The following is a 21932-nucleotide window of genomic DNA, read 5'->3' as shown; positions in this document are numbered from 1 at the left end:
TATGACGGGGCATGCGGACGTCATCGTCGTAGGTGCCGGACCGGGCGGAGCCGCAACCGCCCACTACCTCGCCCAAAACGGTGTGGACGTTCTGGTACTGGAGAAATCCACCTTCCCGCGTGAGAAGATTTGTGGCGACGGGCTAACTCCGCGAGCCGTGGGCGAACTCATCCGCATGGGTATCTCCCTGCCCGAAGAGGAAGGCTGGGTGCGCAACTACGGCGTGCGTGCCTACGGCGCCGGCCACATGATCGAAGTTCCTTGGCCTGAGCTGGCCTCCATGCCCTCGTGGGGAAGCGCCAACCGCCGCGTCAACTTTGATGAGCTTCTCATTAAGCGCGCAGTCGCTTCCGGGGCCCGCCTTCGCGAGGGCATCACCGTCACGGGTCCGATCGTTCACGAAAAGTCCGGCCGGGTGGTCGGCGTTCGGGCGCGCAACGCGGACCGTTCGCAGGAGATGACCTTTTCCGCACGGTTCGTCGTCGACGCCGGTGGGGTCGCTGCCCGCCTAGCCACCGCCGCCGGCCGGGAAAAGAACATGTCGCGCCCGATGGGCGTCGCCTACCGCACCTACTTCGAGTCGCCACTGGCCTCCACCGACATGATGGAATCCTGGCTTGAGCTGTGGGCCGGCAAGCCGGGCCAATCTGAGCAGCTTCCGGGCTACGCGTGGGCCTTCGCCGTGGGGGAGGGCCTGATCAACGTCGGCCTCGGCTCCCTGTCCTCGACGGCCAAGCCGTCCGGCGTCGACCACCGCAAGGTGTTCTCCCAGTGGCTGGCCAACACCCCGGTCGAGTGGCAGATGAATCCGGACACCCAACGCGGCCCCATTCGCGGTGCTGCCCTCCCCATGGGGTTCAACCGAAAGCCTCACTACGCCGCCGGCCTCGCGCTCGTCGGCGACGCCGGCGGAATGGTTTCCCCCTTCAACGGCGAAGGTATTGGCCCCGCGCTCGTCTCCGGACGCCTGGTTGCGGACGCCATCGCCCAAGCCCTTGCCCACGCCAAGCTCGGCCAGCAAGATCGCGTCATGCGCGAATACCCGCGCCAAATCACGGCGGAGCTCGGTGGCTACTACACGCTGGGGCGGATCTTCGCCGCACTTATCGAGCGTCCGGAAATCATGCACCTGTGCGTCAAATACGGACTGCCGAGGCCCACGCTCATGACGCTCGTCATGAAGCTGCTTTCGGACTCCTACGACCGTCACGACGGGGACTGGATGGACCGCCTGATCACGGCACTGACCAAGGTGGTGCCGCAGGCATGACGATCTATAATTTCGAACCAATCTGCCAAGATGGCCGCTCGCGTGCGTGCGGGCCAATCTTGGCAACGATGAAAGAACATGTGGAGGACTGATGTATTCGTATGTTCCGCTACTAGTCATGATCATCGCCGGCGGCGTCGTCGCCGTGGCCGGCCTTGTGGTCTCCGCCCTCATCGGCCCGAAGCGCTACAACCGAGTCAAGGTCGCCAACTACGAGTGCGGCCTCGAAGCCACCCCGAGCGCTGGCCACGAAGGTCGCTTCCCAATCAAGTACTTCCTGACGGCCATGACCTTCATCATTTTCGATATCGAAGTTGTCTTCCTCTACCCGTGGGCGGTCTCGGCCGGGCGCCTGGGCCTGATGGGCGTCGTTTCGATCGCGGTCTTTGTGTTCCTTATTACCGTCCCGTTCATTTACGAATGGCGCCGTGGCGGATTGGAATGGGAGTGAAATAAATGGGAATTGAAGAGAAAGCATCCGGCAAGCTCCTCACTGGCATCGAGGCTGTTGGCGGCTGGGCACAGGCCCGCTCGCCGTGGCCCGTCACCATGGGGCTTGCCTGTTGCGCTATTGAGATGATGGCCTTCGGCGCCACCCGCTTCGACGCCTCGCGTATCGGTATGGAGGTCTTCCGTGCCTCGCCCCGCCACGCGGACGTCATGATCGTCTCGGGCCGCGTGAGCCAGAAGATGGCTCCCGTCGTGCGCAACATTTACGATCAGCTGGCGGATCCCAAGTGGGTCATCTCGATGGGGGTGTGTGCCTCCTCGGGCGGCATGTTCAACAACTACGCCATCCTCCAGGGAATCGATCACCTCGTGCCGGTCGATATCTACCTGCCCGGTTGCCCACCCCGCCCCGAAATGCTGATCAACGCCATTTTTGAGCTGCGTAAGAACCACATGGAAGGCCGCCCGCTTGGCGAGCACCGCAAGGAGATCGCGCGCAAGGCCGAGGAGGCCGCACTCGCCGCGATGCCGGTGGAAGAGAAGAAGGGACTGCTGGCGTGAGTGAAAACCAGGGCACCATCGCGGCGAACGAGGGAGCGTTCGGCGCTTCCGTCGTCGCCAAGCGTAAGGGCATGTGGGGCGTCAAGGACACCGGCGACACTACCGGCTTTACGGGTAACGAAGAGACCGCCGTCGTGGCTCCGGCCTCGCCGCGCCCCTACGGCGGATGGTTCGACGAGGTCGTCGACATCATCATCGAGCTCGCGCAGACCGACGGCTACGCCGAGTCCGAGGTCATCGAAAAGGTCTCGGTCGACCGCGGCCAGCTCGTCATCTTTATTAAGCGTGAGCGCCTGCTCGACGTCGCCCGCTACCTGCGCGACGATCAGGACCTGCGATTCGAAATGTGCCTCGGCGTCAGCGCGGTTCACTACCCGATGGACGTGGACCGCGAGCTTCACGCGTACTTCCCGTTGTTCTCAATCACGCACAACCGCATGATCGCCCTCGAAGTGACCTGCCCCGAAGACGACCCACACATGCCGTCCCTCTGCCCGGTCTACCCGGGGGATGACTGGCCCGAGCGCGAGGCCTTCGACCTCATGGGAATCATCTTCGACGGCCACCCGGGCCTGACCCGTTCGGCGCTTCCGGACGATTGGGTTGGCCATCCCCAGCGCAAGGATTATCCGCTCGGCGGCGTGCCGGTCGAGTACAAGGGCGCTGTTATTCCGCCACCGGATACACGGAGGGAGTACAACTAATGACTAGTTCCATGCCACGCGCCACGCGCGCTGCGACCGATGCGTCGATGGAAGATGCCCGGATCTACGAGGCAGTTGGAGGCGACTGGGGCGACATCGCTAAGGACGCCGAGGAGCTCGGCGAGGAGCACATCGTTGTTAACCTCGGCCCGGTTCACCCCTCCACCCACGGCGTGTTGCGCGTCCAGGTCGAACTGGACGGCGAACGCGTGAACGAGGTCCGTGCGGCGACCGGCTTCCTCCACACCGGTATCGAGAAGAACATGGAATACCGCACGTGGACGCAGGGCGTTGCCTTCTGCACTCGTATGGATTACGTGGCCCCGATCTTCCAGGAAGTGGCCTACTGCATGGCCGTGGAGAAGCTCCTCGGCATCGAGGATCAGATCCCCGAGCGTGCCCAGGCCATCCGCGTCCTGCTCATGGAGCTCACCCGCATCAACTCTCACATCGTGGGCATCGGATCGGGCGGCAACGAGCTTGGTGCCACCACGATGCTGACCCTGACCTTCCGCCTGCGTGAGGACCTCTTGCGCATCATGGAAGACATCACGGGCCTTCGCATGAACAACGAGTTCATCCGCCCCGGCGGCGTCCTCGAGGACCTACCAGCGGGCGGCATCGACTACATCCGCGAGCTTCTCCCCGGTGTTCGCAACACCATCTCGGAGATGCAGGATCTGACGATGGACAACCCGATCTTCCTTAAGCGCCACGTCGACGTCGCGGTCTCTCCGCTCTCGGCTCTCATGGCGTTGTCGATGACCGGCCCGTCGATTCGCGCCGCCGGACTGCCGTGGGATCTTCGCAAGACCCAGCCCTACTGTGGATACGAAAAGTACGAGTTCGACGTTCCCGTTGCGGAAAAGTGCGACGCCTACAACCGTATCAAGGTCAAGTTCGAAGAGTGCTACCAGTCGCTTCGCATCATCTACCAGGTGCTTGACGAGCTGGAGAAGACCGCCGGCGCACCCGTCATGATCGACGACAAGAAGATCGCATGGCCCGCTCAGCTTTCCATTCTATCCGACGGCCAGGGCACCAGCCCCGAGCACGTTCGTCACATCATGACCGAATCGATGGAGTCCCTCATCCATCACTTCAAGCTGGTCACGGAGGGCTTCCGCGTCCCGGCCGGACAGGCCTATTCCCTGGTCGAGCACGCAAAGGGCGTCATGGGCGTCCACCTGGTTTCCGACGGCGGCACGCGCCCCTACCGTGCGCACTTCCGCGATCCGGGCTTCAACAACCTCCAGTCGCTCGCGCTGATGGCTGAAGGCGGCCTCCTGGCCGACCTCATCATCGCGCTGGCCGCAGTCGACCCCGTGATGGGAGGAGTAGACCGCTAATGGCAACGAACTACACGCCAGAAGTTGAGGCACGCCTGCGCGCCGACGCCGCCGAGGTAGTCGCACGCTACCCCGAGCAGCGATCGGCCATCATGCCGCTGCTGCATCTCATTCAATCCGAGGATGGTTTCTGCTCCCCGCGTGGCATCACGCTGGTGGCCGACATCCTCGACCTGACGCGTGCACAGGTCTCCGCGGTGGCGACCTTCTACTCGCAGTATCGCCGCCACCCCAATGGCGAATACAACGTGGGCGTGTGCACGAATGCGCTGTGCGCCGTCATGGGCGGGGACGCGATCTGGGAGGAGCTGTCCGCCTACGTCGGCGTCGGCCACGATCAGACCACCGAGGACGGCAAGATCACTCTCGAGCAACTCGAGTGCAACGCGGGTTGCGACTACGCGCCCGTCGTTATGGTCAACTGGGAGTTCTTTGACAACCAGACCCCGGCGTCGGCCAAACAGATTGTTGACGACATCCGTGCCGGCAAGGACATCCACCCGACCCGCGGCGCGGCGAAGGTGCATACTTTCAAGGAAATCTCGCGCGTGCTGGCCGGATTCGAAGACGGCCACGTCGACGAGGGGCCATCGGCGGGCGAGGCCTCGCTGCGCGGCCTGAAGATCGCCCGCGAGAACGGCTGGAGCGCGCCCGCGCCGACCGGGGAGGAGATGAAGTGACCGAGTTTTCTGCACCCGGTATCCTGTCGCCCGTCCTGAGTGACATGTGGGATAAGGAGCGTTCTTGGACGCTCGATGCCTACCGCGCGGGCGGGGGATACAAGGCCATTGAGAAGGCCTGGGAGATGGCCAAGGAAGACGGTGCGATCACGAACGTGATCAAGGAATCGGGCCTTCGCGGGCGTGGAGGCGCTGGCTTCCCGACCGGACTGAAGTGGTCCTTCCTGCCCGCTCCGGACGGCGGTCCACGCTACCTCGTGGTCAACGCCGACGAATCCGAGCCCGGCACCTGCAAGGACATTCCGTTCCTCATGGCCAATCCGCACCTGCTCGTCGAGGGCATGATGATCTGCATGCTCGCCATCGGCGGCCACCACGGATTCATTTACCTGCGCGGCGAGGTTGTTCACGTCTACCGGCGCCTGCTGGCGGCTGTTCGCGAGGCTCGCGAGGCGGGCCTGCTCGGCAAGGGCCTCGGCCCCAACGGCGATTACGATCTTGACATCACGGTTCACGCCGGCGCCGGAGCCTACATTTGTGGCGAAGAGACCGCGCTTCTCGATTCGCTCGAGGGTTTCCGCGGCCAGCCGCGCCTCAAGCCCCCGTTCCCCGCTGTCGAGGGCCTCTATGCCCGTCCGACGGTGGTCAACAACGTCGAGTCCATCGCTTCGGTTCCCGGGATCATCAACAACGGAGCCGAATGGTTCCAGGCCATGGGAGCGCAGACGAAGAACTCGCGCGGCCATGGCATTTTCTCCGTTTCCGGGCACGTGAAGAATCCGGGCCAGTTCGAGGCTCCCTTCGGCATTACGATGCGCGAGCTGCTCGAGATGGCCGGCGGCATTCGCGAGGGCCACGAGCTGAAGTTCTACGCGGTGGGCGGTTCGTCCGCGCCGCTGTGTACGCCCGAGCAGCTTGACGTGCCGCTCGGCTACGACGAGGTCGCGGCCTCCGGCTCCATGCTCGCCACCCGTGCGATCCAGGTCTTTGATGAGACGGTCTCTGTGGTGCGCGTCGTCTCCCGTTGGACGGACTTCTACCAGCACGAGTCCTGTGGCAAGTGCACCCCGTGCCGCGAGGGCACCTACTGGATGCGCCAGCTCATGCACCGTTTCGAGGAAGGCCGCGCCCGCGACGGCGATATCGACCTGCTTTACGAAATTGCCGACAACATTTTCGGCCGCTCGTTCTGCGCACTCGGCGACGCCGCTGCCACCCCCATTCGTTCCGCGATCGATCTGTTCCGTTCCGAGTTCGAGGCTGGCTACACGACGCCGGCAGCCGAGCTCTTCCCGGCGGAGAAATCCGTACTGTTTCGCGAAGTAGGTGTTCAATGACAACCAAGAACGCACCCGCCGATCTCATCACCATCAAGGTGGACGGTAAGGAGGTCTCCGTCCCCAAGGGCACGCTGATCATTCGCGCCGCCGAGAAGATTGGTGTCCACATTCCGCGCTTCTGCGATCACCCGCTCCTGGCGCCGGCCGCTGCGTGCCGCCAGTGCCTGGTCGAGGTCGCCTCGCCGAACCGAGACGGCGTCGTGTCCAAGATGCCTAAGCCTCAGCCGGCCTGCGCCGTGACGGTCTCCCCGAACATGGAGGTCTACACGGCCGCCACGTCGCAGGTGGCCCAGAAGGCTCAGCACGGCGTGATGGAATTTCTGCTGATCAACCACCCGATGGACTGCCCGGTCTGCGACAAGGGCGGTGAGTGCCCGTTGCAGAACCAGGCCATGTCGGATGGCCGAGTGCAGTCCCGTTTCGTCGACATCAAGCGCACCTACCCGAAGCCGATCTCGGTTTCCCCACAGATCCTCCTCGATCGCGACCGCTGCATCCTGTGCCAGCGTTGCACGCGCTTCTCCACCCAGATCGCCGGCGACGCCTTCATCCAGCTCCAGGGGCGCGGCGGCGGCTCGGCGGGGCGCGAGGTACATGGTCTGCACGGTTCCCAGATCGGAAACTTTGACGCCTCGGTGCTGGACTTCTCCGACGCCGACGGTTCGCACGCTCCGGTCGTCGAGAATTCCTACGCCGGCCCGGATGGTGCCGTCGGACGCGAGCTCGGCTTCTCCGCGGGCCCGGTCGAGGCGTCGGAGATGGACGTGACGGGCAAGCCGTTCTCTTCCTACTTCTCCGGCAACGTGATTCAGATCTGCCCGGTGGGCGCGTTGACCTCGACCTCCTACCGCTTCCGCGCACGTCCCTTCGATCTTGTCTCCGTTCCCTCGATCACCGAGCACGACGCCTCCGGTTCGGCCATCCGCGTCGACTACCGCCGCGGCACCGTGGTTCGCCGCTTGGCTCAGGAGGACATGGACGTCAACGAATCGTGGATCACCGATAAGGATCGTTTCGCATTCCGTTGGCAGACCGGCCCGGATCGCTTGACCTATCCGCGTATCGCCGCCCAGCCTCAGGGGCCGACCTCCTGGTTCGAGGCCCTCGAGGCCGCAGCTGAGGGGCTGGCCGCAGCAAAGGGCAAGGGCATCGGCGTGATCACCGGTGGCCGCCTCACCCTTGAGGATGCCTACGCGTATACGAAGTTCGCCCGCGTGGTGCTCGGCACAAACGACATCGATTTCCGCACCCGCCCGGGTAGCGCGGAGGAGGATCAGTTCCTCGCGGCCCACGTGGCTGGCTCGGAGCTTGGCGTCACCTATGCCGATATCGAGCACGCGGGCCACGTGTTGACGGTCGGGCTTGAGGCCGAGGACGAGATCGGTTCGGTCTTCCTTCGCCTGCGCAAGGGAGCCCTCGCCAAGTCCACCTCCGTCACCGTCATTTCCGCCTACAAGACGCTGGGTACCTCGAAGATGAAGGCTCGCTTCTTGCCGGCTGTTCCCGGTACTGAGGCTGAGGTTCTCGACGCCGTCTACGCGGGCAACGCCAACGGCTTCGGCGACGTCTTCGACGACCTGAGCAAGGACGGCTCCGTCATTCTCGTCGGCGAGCGTACGGCCGATACGCCTGGCGCGCTCTCGGCGGCCGTTCGCCTCGCCCAGCGCACGGGCGCCCGCCTCGCGTGGGTTCCTCGCCGTGCGGGCGACCGCGGCGCCGTCGACGCCGGCGTCATGCCAAACCTGCTTCCCGGCGGACGCCAGGTGGCCGATGCCGGTGCGCGCATCGATGTGGCCGCCGTTTGGGGCGTGCCCTCGTTGCCGGAGACCATCGGCCGGCGCACGGACGAGATCCTCGCAGCCGCGGCTGCCGGGGAAATCGGAGCGGTGCTACTTGGCGGCGTCGAGCTGTCGGACCTTCCCGCGGGTGCGGCCGAGGCCCTTCGCAACGTCTTCGTGGTTCAGCTCGAGGTGCGTGAGACGTCGGCGACCGAACTCGCCGACGTCGTCCTCCCTGTCGCTCCTCCTGCCGAAAAGGGCGGCACGTTCGTCAACTGGGAGGGCCGCCTGCGCCCCTTCGGGCAGACGATCGTCTCCAAGAACCTCTCCGACCGCCGCGTCCTCAGCGAGCTCGCCGCCGAGATGGGCGTTGAGCTTGGGCTCGACACGCTCAAGGACGCCGTCGAGGAAATGGCCGAGCTTCGCCGGTGGGACGGCGCGCGCGCCGAGCTGCCCAACCTTGCCCCGGCCCCGGCTCCGACCGTGGGCGCCGGACAGGTCGTCCTCGCTTCGTGGAAGCAGATGATCGACGCCGGCGCGCTCCTGTCTGGAGAGCCCTATCTGGCCAAGACGGCACGCAAGCCCGTCGCCGTCATGAGCGCCAACACAGCCGCCAGCGCCGGCATCACGGACACCGTGACGCTGAGCGGACCGGACGGCTCACTGACCTACGACGTCGCGATCGTGGCGATGCCCGACGCCGTCGTGTGGGTTCCGCAGAATTCCCTCGGTAGCCAGATCGCTTCGATTGGTTGCCGCCCAGGCGACGTCGTCGGCATCAGGAGGTAACAAAGTGAATCCGGTGATTTTTAACGTCGGGGGAGTCGCGGCAGACTTCTCGCAAGACACGTGGTGGATCTGGGTGATCAAGGCGATTGCCATCGTTGTGTTCCTCATCTTCTCCGTGATCTTCGCACTCTGGTTTGAACGCAGGCTCATCGCCCGTATGCAGAACCGACTCGGCCCGAACACCGTCGGCCCGCTGGGCCTTGGCCAGTCCTTCCCGGACGCGATCAAGCTGATCCTCAAGGAGGACTTCTGGCTGGCCGGGGCAGACAAGGTCATCTACGCGATCGCTCCCGCCATCGCGGCGCTGTGTTCCTTCCTGGCCATGGCGGTTATCCCGGTCGGACCGAACGTGTCCATGTTCGGCATCTACACCCCGATCCAGCTTGCCGACTCTCCCGTGGCGATGCTGTTCGTTCTGGCGGCCGCCGCCCTGGGCGAATACGGAATGGTGCTAGGCGGGTGGTCAGCGAAGTCGACTCTCCCGCTCTACGGTTCGGTTCGCGCCGCCACGCAGATGATCTCCTACGAGCTGGCCCAAGGCCTGTCCCTCGTGACGATCTTCATCACGGCTGCGACGATGTCCACCTCTGGCATTGTTAACGCGCAGACGGACCTGTGGAACGTCATCCTGCTCATGCCGGCCTTCATGATCTTCTTCGTGACCATGTTCGGTGGCACCAACCGCCTGCCCTTCGACTTGCCGGAGGCCGAAGGCGAAATCGTTGCCGGCCCGCACTTGGAGTACTCATCGATGAAGTTCGGCTGGTACTACCTGGCCGAATACGTCAACATGCTCAACATGTCGATGTTGGCCACCACCCTTTTCTTCGGCGGCTACCGGTCCGGCCCGATCCTGACCTCGCTGTTTGGCCTGTGGGGCGGCGATCCGAATACCGGATGGTTCCCGGTCCTCGTTTTCGTCACAAAGATGTGGATCTTCATGGGCATCTTCGTCTGGGTCCGCGGAACGCTCCTTCGCTTCCGCTACGACCAGTTCATGCACCTGGGCTGGAAGGGCCTCATCCCGGCGGCGCTTGGCTGGCTGACCATCGTCATGTTCGTGGTCGGCATCAACATGGTCATCGCCATCAACATGACCCTCGTCCTGGTCATCCTCTCCATCGGTTACTCGCTCATCCTGCTCATTTTGGCGTTTGGCGATGACACCATCAAGAAGAGCCAGCAGGACATCATCGAAGAGCGCCAGCACAAGGAGTTCGATGGCTTCGAGAACGGCTACCCGGTTCCGCCGCTTCCCGGCCAGCACCTGCCGCCCTCGCCGCGAGCCCGCAATCGCTCGTCGATCGACACGAAGACTCTTGAGGAGGCCTAATGTCAGATAACAATCCACTCTTCGAACAACCGGATCCTTCGCTTTATAGCCCGACGAAGAAGGGCCCCATCGGCTCCTTCTTCTCGCCGGTTGCCGGCTTTGGCGTGACCTTCTCGACGATCTTCCGTCCTACGGTCACCGAGGAATACCCCTACAAGAAGGTTCCCACCCGCCCGCGCTATCACGGCCTGCACAAGCTCAACCGCTACGCCGACGGGCTCGAGAAATGCATCGGCTGCGAGCTGTGTGCGTGGGCATGCCCCGCGGACGCCATCTACGTCGAGGCCGCGCCAAACTCGCCGGGAGCACAGTACTCCCCGGGCGAGCGCTACGGGCGCGTATATCAGGTCAACTACCTTCGATGCATCTTCTGCGCGTACTGCATCCAGGCATGCCCGACCCGCGCACTGACCATGTCGAACGAGTACGAGATCACGGCACCCACGCGCGAGGAAATGATCTACGAAAAGCATCAGCTCCTCGTTCCGCTCGCGCAAGGAATGCTTAACCCGCCGCACCCGATGGTGGAGGGAACCACCGACGCCGACTACTACCAGGGCAACGTCACCGGCCCGACCCAGGCACAGATCGATTGGGTAGCCGAGCACCGCCCCGACGATCCGTCGCTCGAGGGCGCGCGTGCCTCCCAGAAAGCTGAGGGCGAGAAATGATGCCATTTGAGCCTCTAGATATCTCCCTTGGTGAGACCATCATCTTCGGCCTAGCTGCCCTTGCCATGGTGGCTCTCGCCGTGTTCGGACTGCTCATCGCGCGCAAGGCCGTATACTCGGTCGTGTCCGTCATCTTCATCATGGTGGGCCTAGCCATCCTCTACACCGCACTCGAGGCCCCCTTCATGGGCGTCGCACAGGTCGTGGTCTACACGGGCGCGATCCTCATGATGTTCCTCTTCGTCCTCATGCTCATCGGCGTCGATTCGGCCGATTCGACGCACGAGACGCTCAAGGGCCAGCGCCCCGTCGCTTTCCTTGGCGGCATCGGCGTGGGTGCGATCCTCATCAGCGTCGTCCTCGGCGCGGTCAACCCCGAAGCTGTGGGACTTGCCGCCGCGAACGTCGATGGCAACCCGGTGGGCGTAGCGAAGTCGATCTTCTCCAACCACATCCTCACCCTTCAGCTTACCGGCACGTTGCTGATCGTCGCTGCGCTCGGCGCCATGACGCTCACGCATCGCGACCGGCTCCACAAGCCCATCACGCAGGAAGACCGCGCCCATCAGGGGGTGCGCGACTTCGTCACGCACGGCCGTCACATCGGCAACAAGCCGAACCCGGGCGTCTACGCGGAGTCGAACTCCTCGGCCAACCCGGCGCTGACTGCCTACGGCCAGCCGGCCGCCAACTCGGTCAACCGCGTTCTACAGGTGCGCGGTCAGATGCGTACCGTTGGCGAGATTTCGCCCAAGACTGTCGAACGCATCGCCACGGGCGAGGGCGTCTCGGGTCCGTCCACCTACGGCAAGGTGGGGCGCTCGACCCTCATGGGCATGCCCGGCGAGCTCGCTCCCGATCACGACGCCGCCCTGGCGAGGCTCGAGGCGCTCGAGTCGGGGGAGGGCCGTGACGTCATCGACGCGACGCCCGAACAGACCATTCCCGGCGCGGACGAGGTCACCAAGGCCGACCACCTCACCGAGACCGTGACTGACAAGACGGAGGAGAACTAATGCACCTCATGTACTATGTGGTACTCGCACTGATCCTCTTCGTCGTGGGCGGAGCCACTGTTCTGACCCGACGCAACGGAGTGATCGCACTGCTCGGCGTCGAGATCATGCTCAACTCGTGCAACCTCGTCCTCATCACGTTCTCACGCATGTGGGGCAACCTTGAAGGACAGGTCTTCGCATTCTTTGTGATGGTCGTCGCCGCGGCTGAAGTCGTGGTCGGCTTGGCCATCATCGTCTCCATTTTCCGTACCCGCAGGACCGCGTCACTTGACGGCGCGAACCTCATGAAGAACTGATAGGCAGGTGTGAGCATTGACTAGCATTCTTGCGCAAAGCACCGTGGCCGTCGGTACTGCGACGGGCGCAGCCGGCATGATCTGGCTGACCGTGGCGATTCCGCTGGTCAGCTTCGCGATCCTCCTCCTGGCTGGAAAGTTCGCCGACACGTGGGGCCACTGGCTGGCGATCGCCGCGTCGACGGCGTCGTTCTTCATCGGAGCGGCCGCGACCCTCCAGCTCCTGGGCATGGAGGCCGGCGAGCGGGTCGTCGAGACGACGCTGTTCACGTGGATCCCGGTAGTCAACGATTTCGCGGTGGACTTCGCCACCCGCGTCGACCCTCTGTCGATCACGTTCGTGATGCTCGTGACCTTCGTCGGCACCCTCATCCACATCTACTCCGTGTCCTACATGGAGCACGATCCGGCCAGGCGCCGTTTCTTCGCCTACCTCAACCTGTTCGTGGCGGCCATGCTGCTCCTGGTGCTCGGCAACTCCTACGCCGTGCTGTTCTTCGGTTGGGAAGGCGTGGGCCTGGCTTCCTACCTGCTCATCTCCTTCTGGAACCACGTTCCTGCGTACGCCACCGCCGGTAAGAAGGCCTTTGTCATGAACCGCGTGGGCGACCTAGGCATGCTCATCGCGATGATGGCGATGGTCTCGGCGTTCGGATCGGTGAAGTTTAGCGATGTCTCCGTGGGCGTAGCAAACGTCTCGGAGGGCACGGCTGCCTTCATCGGAGTTTTCCTCCTGCTGGCAGCCTGCGGTAAGTCCGCCCAGTTCCCGCTCCAGGCCTGGCTCGGGGACGCCATGGCGGGCCCGACCCCGGTCTCGGCGCTCATCCACGCGGCTACCATGGTCACCGCGGGCGTCTACCTCATGGTCCGCTCGGGCGCCGTCTACGCCGCCGCCCCCGCCGCCGCGCTCCTCGTGGCCCTCATCGGTCTGATCACCCTCGTTTTTGGTGCGATCGTCGGCGCGGCTAAGGACGACATGAAGAAGGTCCTTGCGGCCTCGACCATGTCGCAGATTGGCTACATGATGCTCGCCGCGGGCCTCGGCCCGGTCGGTGCTGGATTCGCGATCTTCCACCTCGTCACCCACGGTTTCTTCAAGGCCAACATGTTCCTTGGGGCCGGCGCCGTCATGCACGGCATGAAGGACGAGGTGGGCATCCGCGGCTTCGGAGGACTCGCCAAGCACATGAAGATCACATTCGTGACCTTCTTCGCCGGCTACCTGGCCATCATCGGCTTCCCCTTCCTGTCCGGGTTCTTCTCCAAGGACAAGATCATCGAGATAGCCTTCACCGGCGAAGGGGCATTGCCGTGGATCTTCGGCACGATCACCGTGCTCGTCGCCGGGCTGACCGCCTTCTACATGTCTCGCCTCTTCTTCGGGATCTTCCTCGGAAAAGAACGCTGGGCACCCGAGGGACCGGACGCCCACCACCCGCACGATCCGTCCCCGCTGATGTGGGTCCCGATGGCGCTGCTCGCCTTCGGCTCGGTTGTGCTCGGCGCGATCCTCAACTACACGGGCTTCCTCACCTGGCTTGAACCGGCCATCGGTCACGCCGCCCACGAGGCGCCCGTCCTGCCGGTTCCGGCGATCACCGGAATCACCCTGGTCATGGTCGCGCTCGGCGTCGGCCTGGCATGGAAGATGTACGTTGCGAGCCCGATGCCGAAGTCGGCACCGATCGGCAACGGCCTGACCCGTGCCGCGCGCGTCGATCTCTTCCAAGACCAGATTAACGAAGGCCTGTTCATGAAGCCGGGTATGGCGCTCGTCGCCGGCACCGACGTCGTCGATCGGGCACTGGTCGATGGCGCAGTCAGCGGGGTAGCGAAGGGCACGCCGGCACTCGGCACTGTCCTTGGCAAGTTCCAGACCGGATACGCCCGTAACTACGCCAGCTACATCTCCATCGGCCTGGTCATTGCACTTATCGTCGTCGTCGGTTCGACGCTCTAAGGCTGGGAGGACAAGAGGTTCATGCAATTGCACACTGTTTTAGAAGCCGGGTTCCCCTGGCTGACAACCATCATCCTCCTGTCGGTGGTGGGCGCGCTGCTGCTGTGGCTGGTGAAGCCGCTGCGCTCCGTGGCGCGCCCGCTCGCCCTGGGCGTCTCGCTCCTTGTCGCCGCGGTCTTCCTCATCGCGCTGGTGACGGAGTTCGACCTCGCCAACGCCTCGGCCATCCAGGTCGCCGAGAACTATTCGTGGATTCCGCAGATCGGGGTATCCCTCGCCTGGGGTATCAACGGGATGGGCGCGGTGATGATCGCGATGTCCGTGTTCCTGGTGCCGGTCGTCATCCTGGCCTCGTGGAATGAGCTCGACGACGACCGCGTGGCCGGCTACTTCGCCTGGGTCCTCGCCCTCGAGGCAATCATCATCGGACTGTTCGCGGCTCGCGACCTTTTCTTGTTCTACGTACTGTTTGAGCTGATGATCCTGCCGATCTTCTTCATGATCGGCCGCTACGGCAAGGGCGCTCAGCGTGGCAAGGCCGCGATGAAGTTCCTCATCTACTCCCTCCTGGGTGGCCTGATCATGCTCGTCGGTGTCATCGCCGTCTACGCATACGGCCCCGGCGGTTCTGGCGGGTTCATACTCGACAACCTCGCCCTCGGCTTGCAAATGCCGCCGAGCGCGCAGGTGTGGATCTTCCTCGCCTTCTTCATCGCGTTCGCGATCAAGGCCCCGATGTGGCCCGTCCACACCTGGCTGCCGGATGCGACCGAGGAAGCACCTGCCGGCACGTCGACCTTGCTCGTGGGCATCCTCGATAAGATGGGCACCTTCGGCATGATTGCCATCTGCTTGCCGCTCTTCCCGGAGGCTTCCAGGTTCGCGGCCCCGATCATCATTGGCCTCGCACTCGTGTCAATCATCTGGGGCGCGCTCATGGCCATCGCCTCCAACGATCTCATGCGCCTGGTGGCCTACACCTCGGTGTCCCACTTTGGTTTCATGGTCATCGGTATCTTCTCCGGCTCGTCCATCGCCCTGGCCGGCGCGATCCTCTACATGGTGGCTCACGGCGTGGGCACCGCCGGCCTGTTCCTCATCGTGGGCTTCTTGGGCCAGCGCGGCGGCTCGCACTGCATTTCCCGGTACGGCGGCTGGCAGCGCGTGACCCCGGTCATCGCGGGCACCTTCCTAATCTGCGGCCTTGCCACGATCGCCCTCCCGGGCTTGTCGGGCTTCATACCGGAATTCATGGTCCTCATGGGCACGTTCGAGGTTGCCTCGTGGGCGGCGCTTGTCGGCGTCGTCGGCGTCGTTCTCGCCGCGCTCTACATCCTTCTGCCCTATCAGCGCGTCTTCACCGGGCCGAAGCCTTCCGAGCACGCTGCTGACCTCAACGGCCGCGAAAAGACGGTCATGGGCGCGCTCATCGCGGCGATGCTCGTGCTCGGCTTTTTCCCGGCCCTTGCGCTTGACGCCATTAACCCGGTTGCCGAAAGCTACGCCACCTATCTGGCGGCCGATTCGGTGATCGCTGAAGGGAGCACCAAGTGATGACTCACATTGAATGGCTGGCAGTCCTCCCACTGCTGATTGTCTTCGGCTCGGCCGTCCTCGGCACGCTGTTCGAGGCATTCATTCCCTACCGCGCGCGTCGCGCCGTGCAGGTGACGCTCTCGCTGACGGCCCTGGCCGGCACGCTTGTGGCCGTCGTGTGGCGGTGGACTGAGCTCCAGGCCAGCGGCGCACGCATTATCCCGCTGGCGATCACCCGCCACGAGAATGGAACCGTGGCGCTCGGCCTAGTTGAGGACTCGATCTCGCTGATTGCGCAGACGGTCATCGTCGTCGGCGCGCTCTTGTCCTTCCTCGTGATCGCTGACCGAACGGAGACCCGCGAGGGTGCGTTCGCCGCGGCCGCGGCCACCCGCCCGGGTTCGCCCGCCGAACGCGAGTTCACCCGCCTGGGACGTCAGCAGACCGAGATCTTCCCGTTGGCGCTCTTCGCAACGGGCGGCATGATGGCCTTCACCTCGGCCTACGACCTGCTGACCTTCTTCATCGCCCTCGAGGTCCTCTCGCTTCCGCTGTATGTGCTCTCGGCAACCGCCCGCCGCAAGCGCCTGCTGTCGCAGGAGGCCGCGCTGAAGTACTTCATCCTCGGCGCATTCTCTTCGGCCATCTTCCTCATGGGTGCGGCCCTCATCTACGGCGCCACCGGCGTCCTCAGCATCGAGGGCGCGATCATTCAGGTGACGCGCGGCATTCTCCAGGCCCCGAACGCGCTCCTCGCCGTCGGCGTCGTCATGCTCGTCATCGGCCTGCTGTTCAAGGTGGGCGCGGCCCCGTTCCACTCCTGGACGCCGGACGTCTACCAGGGCGCCCCGACGCCGATCACCGGATTCATGGCCGCCGGTACGAAGGCTGCCGCCTTCGTCGCGTTGATGCGCGTTTTCATCCTGCTGGTCACCCCGGTGTGGTCCTCGATCAACGTCTTCATGTGGATCGTCATCATCGCCACGATCCTCATCGGCACAGTGATGGGCCTGGTGCAGACCGACGTCAAGCGCCTCTTGGCGTACTCCTCAATCGCGCACGCGGGCTTCATCCTCATCGCGGTGAACTCCATCGACGTGATCTCCAAGCCCGAATCGACGCTTCAGGCCGTCCCGGCGGTCCTGTTCTACCTGCTTGCCTACGCGGTGGCGACGGTCGGTGCCTTCGGTGTCGTGACGCTGGTGCGCGAACGCGACGCTCACGGCAACGTTCTCGGCGAAGCCACGAAGCTCTCGAGTTGGGCGGGCCTGGGCAAGCGTAGCCCCATGATGGCCGTCTCGATGACGATCTTCCTGCTGTCATTTGCGGGCATCCCGCTCACCGGCGGCTTCATCGGAAAGTTCGAGGTTTTCCGCGCAGGTATTACCGGCGGCATGACGGTTCTCGTGGTTCTCGCGGTCCTGGCCTCGGCGGCGACGGCGGTGTTCTACTTCCGCCTGATCCAGCTGATGTTCTTCCGCGAGCCCGACGGCGAAACCACGGCTGTCGTCGAGTCCGAGGGCATGTCGATTGTCGCGATCATCCTTGCGGCGATCACCACGCTCGCGCTCGGCGTCGTGCCGCACATCGTGCTCGACTTCATCATGGGGTCCTTCGCGTGAGCGTAACCGAGTTTCTCACCAGCGACGATCCGTTTGCCCGCCGCATCGCCGAGCGCATGGAGGTCGTTGAAGAACGTCTGCGTTCGGTGTGCCGGGTGGACGACGTCGTCGTTGACAGCGCCACCTCCTACCTCGCTGACGCCGGCGGCAAGCGGCTGCGCCCGTTGCTGACACTGCTCGCGGCGGAGGTGGGCCCACACCCGGATTCGCCGGACGTGATCGACGCGGCGGTGGTCATGGAGTTGACCCACCTTGCCTCGCTCTATCACGACGACGTCATGGACGAAGCGCCCAAGCGGCGTGGGGTCCCGACTGCCCAATACATCTTTGGGAACTCGTCGGCCATCATGGCGGGCGATGTGCTCTTCTCCCGCGCGTCGAAAATCGTTGCGGGGCTTGGGCAGAAGGCGATCTACATGCATGCCGAGTCCTTCGAGCGCCTGTGCATGGGCCAGCTTCACGAGACGGTTGGCCCGCAGGCGGGGGAGGATCCTATCGAGCATCACCTCAAGGTGCTCTCCGGCAAGACGGGCTCGCTGATCGCGGCCTCAGCCCACCACGGAGTGATGGCCGCGGGCGGCCCGGATGAGACGAGCGAGGCGCTTGCGCAGTTCGGCGAGGGGATCGGCGTCGCCTTCCAGATTGCCGACGACGTCATCGACCTCGCCTCCGATCCGGACCTGACCGGCAAGACGCCGGGCACTGACCTCCTCGAGGGTGTCCCGACCATGCCTACGCTCCTTCTTGAGCGTGCGGCGGCGGACGGTACCATCGACGACTCCGGCGCGGCCATCCTCGCCTTCTTGGCGGAGGGGCGGCTCGATGAGGACGAACGCCTGGCGCAGGTGGTCGAGATGCTCAAGGCTCACCCGGTCGTTGATGAGACGCGCACGCTTGCCCGCAGTTTGGTCGACGAGGCGTTGACGCATCTAGCGGGGCTGGAGGATCGCGAGGTGTACGGCTACCTGGTCATGTTCGCACACGCGATGGTGGAGCGTATGGCCTAGCCAAGCCGTTATTGTGGTCAGTTGTGAAAAGGCGGAGGACTCGTGCTCTCCGCCTTTGTCATGCCCGGGAGGCGGGGATTCGCACGGGCCGCGTGGGCAGGTGCTCGGCTCACAGAGAAGTAGGACAACCGATTGCCGTTCGGGGGCGGGAAACCGGTAGAATGTCGGCAGTCTTTAAAGGAGCAAACGTGCGCAAACTGATTGACAAGATTCTGCGAGCCGGAGAAGGCCGCACCCTGAAGAAGCTTCAGAGCATCACGGCTCAGGTCAACGAACTTGAGGATGTCTTTTCGGAGATGACCGATGAGGAGCTCAAGGGGCAGACGGCCGAATTCCGCGAGCGCTACGCGGCTGGTGAGAGCCTGGATGACCTCCTGCCGGAGGCCTTCGCCGCCATCCGTGAAGCGTCGGTGCGTACGCTGGGCCAGCGCCACTATGACGTCCAGATTATGGGCGGCGCCGCACTTCACCTTGGCAATATCGCCGAGATGAAGACGGGCGAGGGAAAGACGCTCGTGGCAACGCTTGCTGCTTACCTGAATGCGATTCCGGGCAAGGGCGTCCACGTCGTCACCGTCAACGATTACCTGGCCTCCTACCAGTCGGAGCTCATGGGCCGCGTCTATCGTTTCATGGGCATGACCACCGGTTGTATCACGACGGGGCTGACGCCCGCCGAACGTCGTGAGCAGTACGGGTGCGACATCACCTACGGCACGAACAATGAATTCGGCTTCGATTACCTGCGTGACAACATGGCGATGAGCCTGGATAGTCTCGTTCAGCGCGAGCACTACTTCGCGATCGTCGATGAGGTGGACTCGATCCTCATCGATGAGGCGCGCACCCCGCTCATCATCTCAGGCCCGGCAGAGGGCGATGCCAACAAGTGGTATTCGATGTTCTCCCAGGCCATGGATCACCTCACCCGGAATATCGACTACGAGGTCGATGAGAAGAAGCGCAACGTGGGTATCCTCGAGCCAGGCATCGACAAGATCGAGGACATGCTCGGCATTGACAACCTTTACGAGTCGGTCAACACCCCGCTGATCGGTTATCTCAACAATGCCATCAAGGCCAAGGAGCTTTTCACCCGCGATCAGGACTACATCGTTGCCAACGGCGAGGTCATGATCGTCGATGAGCACACGGGCCGTGTGCTTCCCGGGCGCCGGTACAACGAGGGCATGCACCAGGCAATCGAGGCGAAGGAAGGCGTGGAGATCAAGGCCGAGAACCAGACGCTGGCCACGATCACGTTGCAGAACTACTTCCGCCTGTATGACAAGCTCTCGGGCATGACAGGTACGGCGGAGACCGAGGCCGAGGAATTCGCGTCGACCTACGACATCGGCGTCGTTCCGATTCCGACCAACCGCCCGATGCAACGCGTTGATGAGACCGACCTGGTGTATCCCACGGAGCGCGGCAAATTTAACGCGATTGTGGAGGATATCAAGGAGTGCTTCCAGTCGGGTCAGCCCGTACTTGTGGGTACGGCGTCGGTGGAGAATTCGGAGAAGCTTTCGGCATTGCTGAAGAAGGCTCATGTGCCGCACGAGGTGCTCAACGCCAAGCAGCACGAGCGTGAGGCCGCGGTGGTGGCGATGGCGGGCCGCAAGGGAGCCGTGACTGTGGCGACCAACATGGCTGGCCGTGGTACCGACATCATGCTTGGCGGAAATGCCGAGTACATCGCCGTCGACCTGATGAATAAGCGCGGGCTGGATCCCGAGGAGAATGCTGAGGAGTACGAGGCGACCTGGCCAAAAGTGCTGGCGGAGGCCAAGGCTATGGTGGCCAAGGAACATGACGAGGTCGTGGCTCTCGGCGGCCTGTATGTGCTTGGTTCTGAGCGCCACGAGTCGCGCCGCATCGACAACCAGCTGCGTGGACGTTCCGGGCGCCAGGGCGATCCGGGCAAGTCGCGTTTCTATCTTTCGCTCGACGACGACCTCATGCGCCTGTTCGGCAACACGCGCGCCGTGAGCGGCTTCAAGAACGGGCCCGAAGACCAGGCTCTCGACTTCAAGCTGCTCAGCTCCGCGATCGAGCGTGCGCAGACCCAGATCGAGGCGCGCAACGCCGAGATGCGCAAGAACGTGCTCAAGTATGACGACGTCATGAACGAGCAGCGCACCACCGTCTATGCCGAGCGCCGCCGCATCCTTGAGGGCGAGGACGTGGAGGATCAGATTGATTCCTTCCTGACCTTCGTGATCGACGACATTGTGGCCAGCCACACCCAGGGCTCTGCCGACGAATGGGACATGCATTCCTTCTGGACCGACCTGCGTAACATTTACAAGCCGTCGTTCACGGTGGAGGAGTTGGTTGAGGCTCACGGGGGAGACCAGCGTGATTTGACGCGCACGGTCGTTCTCAGCGAGATTCGTGACGATGTGGCCGCCATTTACGAAGAGCGCGAGGACGAGCTCGGCGCGGAGCAGATGCGTAACATCGAGCGCCAGGTGCTCCTCACCGTCCTCGATCGCAAGTGGCGCGAGCACCTGTACGAGATGGATTACCTCAAGGAAGGTATTGGCCTGCGCGCGATGGCTCAGCGCGATCCGCTTGTCGAGTACAAGCAGGAGGGCTACCACATGTTCCAGCAGATGAATGACTCGATTCGGGAGGAGACCGTACGTCATCTTCTCAACTTCGAGTTGCCGTCGGAGCGGATGGCCCGTGAGGCCGTGGAGGCCGCGCAGAACGCGGCGGTCGCCGAGCCTGGGAAGTCTTCTTTCATCGGCCAAAAGCAGGCGGTGCCACAGCGGGCCGATAGCGGGGAGGGTTCTACCAAGCCCGCGTCGACGGAGAAGATCCTCGGCATCAAGCGCCCGCGTATGCAGCAGAATCTGACCTACAGCTCCTCCGCCGGCCAGGACGGCAAGGCGGGTAAGGCAGGAAGCTCCTTCTACGCCAAGGACGAGCCACAGGGTGATCCTCAGGCGGGGATGAATCGGGCTCAGCGCCGTGCGGCGAGGAAGAACAAGTAGATGATGGTGTGGCCTCCCGATGGGGAGGCCACACTCGTGGCTAGATGATTTCGAGGGCAGTCACATGCCAGCGCCCTCGCCGCACCTCGAGCCGGGTGGCTGCGGCGCGGATTTTGTGCCCGTCGAAGACGACGAGCGAGGCCTCGGCGACGCCGTCGCGCGGCTCGCACACTCGCACACGTTTGATCCGTGGGGATCGGCATTTCTCGGGCTTGCCATGAATGCGGTGGCCGAGGCCGGCGCGCCGGGAGAGCGCCTCATAGACGCTGGGGTGCATCCACGTTTGTAGCTGACGGACGGGCCGGTGACCCATAAGTACCTCGATGGCCTGTCCGACGATGGAGGCAGCGAACCGGTCGGGAGGGACAAGCGCGTCGGGGACGACGTCGAGGGGGCCATCGCGATACATTCTCCGATCGAGCTTCGGTGAGCTGAAGGCGGCGCGGTCGAATTTGGGAAGGTCCTCCGCGTTGAGGGCGGGTGCGGCTAGGGTGGTCGCGGTCTTTCCGGGGTAGGACTTGGTCCTAGGGGGCTCGAGTACGGCGAGCTGGCTCATGTATTGTCC

At 63.8% G+C, this 21932-nt stretch carries 18 protein-coding genes; 17 read left to right on the top strand and 1 reads right to left on the bottom strand.

Annotated features, from left to right (window positions below; genetic code table 11):
* The first annotated feature begins 1 nt into the window (after position 1).
* The 17 genes from HLG82_RS07510 (at position 2) to secA (ending at position 21367) form a co-directional block, all read left to right on the top strand.
* Positions 2–1270: an NAD(P)/FAD-dependent oxidoreductase gene (locus HLG82_RS07510; RefSeq protein WP_193326237.1), complete on the top strand. Its 1269-nt coding sequence runs from the start codon at positions 2–4 to the stop codon at positions 1268–1270.
* Between the two features lie 91 nt (positions 1271–1361).
* A complete protein-coding gene (locus HLG82_RS07505) occupies positions 1362–1721 on the top strand; it encodes an NADH-quinone oxidoreductase subunit A (RefSeq protein ID WP_193326236.1) in 360 nt (119 codons plus the stop codon).
* 5 nt (positions 1722–1726) lie between these two features.
* The gene (locus tag HLG82_RS07500) at positions 1727–2281 is read left to right on the top strand and encodes an NADH-quinone oxidoreductase subunit B (RefSeq protein WP_193326235.1); all 555 of its coding nucleotides are present in this window, start codon (positions 1727–1729) and stop codon (positions 2279–2281) included.
* Positions 2278–2985 carry an NADH-quinone oxidoreductase subunit C gene (locus tag HLG82_RS07495; RefSeq protein ID WP_193326234.1) on the top strand — a complete coding sequence of 236 codons (708 nt, stop codon included), beginning with the start codon at positions 2278–2280 and terminating at the stop codon, positions 2983–2985. The genes HLG82_RS07500 and HLG82_RS07495 overlap by 4 nt, the downstream gene beginning before the upstream one ends.
* Positions 2985–4334 (top strand): NADH-quinone oxidoreductase subunit D, encoded by a 1350-nt coding sequence (locus HLG82_RS07490; protein WP_193326233.1) that lies wholly within the window; start codon positions 2985–2987, stop codon positions 4332–4334. Before HLG82_RS07495 ends, HLG82_RS07490 begins: the two co-directional genes overlap by 1 nt.
* The gene (gene nuoE, locus HLG82_RS07485) at positions 4334–5014 is read left to right on the top strand and encodes an NADH-quinone oxidoreductase subunit NuoE (protein WP_193326232.1); all 681 of its coding nucleotides are present in this window, start codon (positions 4334–4336) and stop codon (positions 5012–5014) included. Before HLG82_RS07490 ends, nuoE begins: the two co-directional genes overlap by 1 nt.
* A 44-nt stretch (positions 5015–5058) precedes the next feature.
* Positions 5059–6351 (top strand): NADH-quinone oxidoreductase subunit NuoF, encoded by a 1293-nt coding sequence (gene nuoF / locus HLG82_RS07480; RefSeq protein ID WP_193327771.1) that lies wholly within the window; start codon positions 5059–5061, stop codon positions 6349–6351.
* On the top strand, positions 6348–8921 hold the full coding sequence (locus HLG82_RS07475) for an NADH-quinone oxidoreductase subunit G (protein ID WP_193326231.1): 2574 nt from the start codon (positions 6348–6350) through the stop codon (positions 8919–8921). The genes nuoF and HLG82_RS07475 overlap by 4 nt, the downstream gene beginning before the upstream one ends.
* 4 nt (positions 8922–8925) lie before the next feature.
* Positions 8926–10254, top strand: a complete 1329-nt coding sequence (gene nuoH, locus HLG82_RS07470) for an NADH-quinone oxidoreductase subunit NuoH (protein ID WP_255313862.1) — start codon at positions 8926–8928, stop codon at positions 10252–10254.
* Positions 10254–10925: an NADH-quinone oxidoreductase subunit NuoI gene (nuoI, locus tag HLG82_RS07465; protein WP_193326230.1), complete on the top strand. Its 672-nt coding sequence runs from the start codon at positions 10254–10256 to the stop codon at positions 10923–10925. Before nuoH ends, nuoI begins: the two co-directional genes overlap by 1 nt.
* Entirely contained in the window at positions 10922–11941 is a 1020-nt protein-coding gene (locus tag HLG82_RS07460) for an NADH-quinone oxidoreductase subunit J (protein WP_255313861.1), read from the top strand. Before nuoI ends, HLG82_RS07460 begins: the two co-directional genes overlap by 4 nt.
* On the top strand, positions 11941–12240 hold the full coding sequence (gene nuoK, locus HLG82_RS07455) for an NADH-quinone oxidoreductase subunit NuoK (protein ID WP_193326229.1): 300 nt from the start codon (positions 11941–11943) through the stop codon (positions 12238–12240). The genes HLG82_RS07460 and nuoK overlap by 1 nt, the downstream gene beginning before the upstream one ends.
* 76 nt (positions 12241–12316) lie before the next feature.
* On the top strand, positions 12317–14200 hold the full coding sequence (gene nuoL, locus HLG82_RS07450; protein WP_193327768.1) for an NADH-quinone oxidoreductase subunit L: 1884 nt from the start codon (positions 12317–12319) through the stop codon (positions 14198–14200).
* A gap of 21 nt (positions 14201–14221) precedes the next feature.
* The gene (locus tag HLG82_RS07445; RefSeq protein ID WP_193326228.1) at positions 14222–15754 is read left to right on the top strand and encodes an NADH-quinone oxidoreductase subunit M; all 1533 of its coding nucleotides are present in this window, start codon (positions 14222–14224) and stop codon (positions 15752–15754) included.
* Positions 15754–17358: an NADH-quinone oxidoreductase subunit NuoN gene (nuoN, locus tag HLG82_RS07440; RefSeq protein WP_193326227.1), complete on the top strand. Its 1605-nt coding sequence runs from the start codon at positions 15754–15756 to the stop codon at positions 17356–17358. Before HLG82_RS07445 ends, nuoN begins: the two co-directional genes overlap by 1 nt.
* The gene (locus tag HLG82_RS07435; RefSeq protein ID WP_255313859.1) at positions 17355–18365 is read left to right on the top strand and encodes a polyprenyl synthetase family protein; all 1011 of its coding nucleotides are present in this window, start codon (positions 17355–17357) and stop codon (positions 18363–18365) included. The genes nuoN and HLG82_RS07435 overlap by 4 nt, the downstream gene beginning before the upstream one ends.
* A 161-nt stretch (positions 18366–18526) precedes the next feature.
* On the top strand, positions 18527–21367 hold the full coding sequence (gene secA / locus HLG82_RS07430) for a preprotein translocase subunit SecA (protein WP_216858925.1): 2841 nt from the start codon (positions 18527–18529) through the stop codon (positions 21365–21367).
* A 40-nt stretch (positions 21368–21407) separates the two neighbouring features.
* Here secA and HLG82_RS07425 read toward each other — a convergent pair whose 3' ends face one another.
* A complete protein-coding gene (locus tag HLG82_RS07425) occupies positions 21408–21923 on the bottom strand; it encodes an Rv3235 family protein (protein WP_193326225.1) in 516 nt (171 codons plus the stop codon).
* Positions 21924–21932 lie beyond the last annotated feature (9 nt).

Origin of the sequence: Trueperella pecoris (assembly GCF_014926385.1) — a bacterium.
Taxonomy (GTDB): Bacteria; Actinomycetota; Actinomycetes; order Actinomycetales; family Actinomycetaceae; genus Trueperella; species Trueperella pecoris.
The sequence above is the reverse complement of the archived record's forward strand: the minus strand, read 5'-3'. Positions and strand labels throughout refer to the sequence as shown.